The organism is Pseudomonas sp. RW409, assembly GCF_003184125.1.
In the GTDB taxonomy this organism is placed as follows: domain Bacteria; phylum Pseudomonadota; class Gammaproteobacteria; order Pseudomonadales; family Pseudomonadaceae; genus Aquipseudomonas; species Aquipseudomonas chlororaphis_I.
Genome location: NZ_QHHP01000004.1, coordinates 369591 through 372953 on the forward strand (window position 1 = coordinate 369591; position 3363 = coordinate 372953).

The window sequence follows — 3363 nt, forward strand, 5'->3', positions numbered from 1 at the left end:
AGGCGCTGCCGCTGACGCCGAACGGCAAGCTCGACCGCAAGGCCCTGCCCAAGGTCGACGCGCAGCAAATGCAGCAAGTCTATGTGGCGCCGCAAAGCGAACTGGAGCAGCAGATCGCGGCGATCTGGGCCGATGTGCTGAAACTGGACCGGGTGGGCCTGAGCGACAACTTCTTCGAATTGGGCGGCCATTCCCTGCTGGTGGCCCAGGTCGTGACCCGGGTCAAGCAGCAGTTTGGCGTGGATATTCCGATCAGGTCGCTGTTCGGCGCGGAGAGCCTGTCGGCCTTTGTCGAGAAGGTTCAGGCCCTGCGGGAAACGACCTCTTCACTGCAGGATGAATTGGCTAAATCTTTGGAGGCCCTCAAACGTTTATCTCCTGATGATCTTGAAAAAATAATTTCTTAGGAGAGGTAGTACATGCAAGCTTTAATCGACTCGGTAGGCACGCTTTCTGCCAAAGAAAGAAAAGCCCTGGCGATTTTGCTTAAAGAAAAGGGCATCAACCTTTTTGGTATCGCTCCTATCTGCAGCCGCGGCGCCGATGAGGCGCCGGTTCTCTCCTATACCCAGGAAAGCCAGTGGTTCCTCTGGCAACTGGAGCCCGACAGCAGCGCCTACCACATCACCACGGCGTTGCGCCTGACGGGAGAGCTGGACCTCGACGCGCTGCGCCATGGGTTCGATAGCCTGATTGCCCGGCATGAAACCCTGCGTACTACCTTTTGCGAAGAAGACGGCATCGCGGTGCAGGTGGTTCATCCACCGGCGCCGCTGCACATCGAGGTCATCGATCTGCAAGCCGGCGGCCTGTCCTATGAGGAGCAGCTCAATGCCCTGACCGACAGCAAGCGCCAGCCTCCCTTCGACCTGCGCAGCGGTCCGCTGCTGCGGGCCAGCCTGTTGCGAGTGGCGGCGGACGAACATGTGCTGGTGCTGACCCAGCACCATATCGTCTCCGATGGCTGGTCGATGGGGGTGATGGTCGACGAGTTGATCCAGCTCTACGCCGGCTACCGCCAGGGACGCAGGGTCAGCCTGCCGGACCTGCCGATCCAATACGCCGACTATGCCAACTGGCAACGGCAGTGGATGGACGCCGGCGAACGTGAACGGCAGCTGGGCTACTGGTTGCAGCAACTGGGCGGGGAGCAGCCGCTGCTGATGCTGCCCCTGGACCATGCGCGCCCGGCGATCCAGAGCTATCGCGGCGCACTGTTCGACATCCCGCTGGGGGACGAACTGCGGGTCGGTCTCAAGCAACTGGCGCAGCGCGAAGGGGCGACCCTGTTCATGCTGTTGCTGGCCTCGTTCCAGGTGCTGCTGCATCGCTACAGCGGCCAGGCCGATATCCGCGTCGGGGTGCCCACCGCCAACCGCAACCGGGTCGAGACCGAGCGCCTGATCGGCTTCTTCGTCAACACCCAGGTGTTCAAGGCCGAGGTCGATGGTCAGCTGGGCTTCATTGATTTCCTGCAACAGGTCAAGCAGACCGCCTTGATGGCGCAGTCCCATCAGGACCTGCCCTTCGAGCAACTGGTGGAGGCCCTGCGCCCCGAGCGCAGCCTGAGCCACAGTCCGCTGTTCCAGGTGATGTTCAACCATCAGACCGCGGTCAAGAAGGGCGCGCACAGCCAGCGCCTGGACGATCTCAGTATCGAAACCCTGAGCTGGCAGGGACGCGCCGCGCAGTTCGACCTGACCCTGGACACCTTCGAATCCGAAGACGGTCTCTGGGCATCGCTGACCTACGCCACCGACCTGTTCGAGCCCTCGACCATCGAGCGCCTGGCCCAGTCCTGGGTGCAGTTGCTGCAGGGCATTGTCCAGCAACCCCGGCAGCGCCTGGGGGACTTGCCGCTGCTGGCGGCCTCCGAGCAGAACAAGCTGCTGCACGAATGGGCCCCGGCGTCGGTCGAGTTCCCGAGCGAGCATTGTGTGCATCAGCTGGTGGAAGTGCAGGCGCGGAAAACCCCTGAAGCCAAGGCCCTGCTGTTTGCCGGGCAAAGCCTGAATTACCTGGACCTCAATGCCCGGGCCAACCGCCTGGCGCACAAGCTGATCGAGCTCGGTGTCGGGCCGGAAGTGCGGGTCGGCGTGGCCATGCAACGCACCCCGGAAATGGTCGTGGCCCTGCTGGCGGTACTCAAGGCCGGTGGCGCCTATGTGCCGCTGGACCCGGATTATCCACAGGATCGTCTGGCCCATATGCTGCGCGACAGCCAGGCGCAGATCCTGCTGACCGAGAGCGCGCTGTTGTCGCTGCTGCCGGCGGTGGAGTCCCTGCAAACCCTGCAACTGGATGCGCAACCGGGCTGGCTGGACGGCTATTCGCCGGAGAACCCGGCGCCACGAGCGACCGCGGACAACCTGGCCTATGTGATCTACACCTCGGGTTCCACCGGCTTGCCCAAGGGCGTGGCGATTGCCCATCGCAACGTGCTGGCGCTGATCGACTGGTCGAGCCGGGTGTACAGCGCCGATGACTTGCAAGGGGTGCTGGCTTCGACCTCGATCTGCTTCGACCTGTCGGTGTGGGAGCTGTTCGTCACCCTGTCCAGCGGCGGTTTTATCGTCCTGGCGCGCAATGCCCTGGAGTTGCCGGAGCTGGCGGACCGCGACCGGGTGCGGCTGATCAACACCGTGCCGTCGGCGATTGCCGCCTTGCAGCGCAGCGGGCAGATTCCGCCCGGTGTGCGGATCATCAACCTGGCGGGGGAACCACTGAAGCAGGCGCTGGTGGATAGCCTGTACCAGCAACCGGGCCTGCAACACGTCTACGACCTCTACGGTCCTTCGGAAGACACCACCTACTCGACCTATACCCGTCGTGAGGCCGGTGGCCAGGCCAATATCGGTCGCGCCATCAGCAATACCCAGAGCTATATCTTGAGCCCGGATTTGCAGCCGGTGCCGGTGAGCAGCGCCGGCGAGTTGTACCTGGCCGGCGCCGGGGTCACCCGCGGTTACCTGGCGCGTCCAGGGCTGACCGCCGAGAAGTTCGTGCCCAATCCGTTTTCCAGCGACGGTGGCCGCCTGTACCGCACTGGCGACCTGACCCGCTACCGCGCCGACGGGGTGATCGAGTACATCGGCCGTATCGACCATCAGGTGAAGGTCCGCGGCTTCCGTATCGAGCTGGGTGAAATCGAAGCGCGGCTGGTGCAGCAGGCCGCGGTGCGCGAAGCCTTTGTCCTGGCCCATGACGGCGACAATGGCCAGCAACTGGTGGCCTATATCGTGCCGGGCGATGCCGAGGCGGCGGTTGCCGGTGACGCGCAAGTGGCCTTGCGCGAAAACATCAAGACGGCCCTGAAAGAACATCTGCCGGACTATATGGTGCCGGCCTACCTGCTGTTCCTCG

The 3363-nt window shown here is 63.6% G+C and carries 2 protein-coding genes; both read left to right on the forward strand.

Annotation, left to right across the window (positions count from 1 at the left end; genetic code table 11):
* On the forward strand, window positions 1–407 hold a 407-nt coding region (locus DK261_RS04215), incomplete at its 5' end, for a phosphopantetheine-binding protein (protein WP_110175480.1).
* Window positions 408–419: 12 nt separating this feature from the next.
* On the forward strand, window positions 420–3363 hold a 2944-nt coding region (locus DK261_RS04220), incomplete at its 3' end, for an amino acid adenylation domain-containing protein (RefSeq protein ID WP_146218512.1).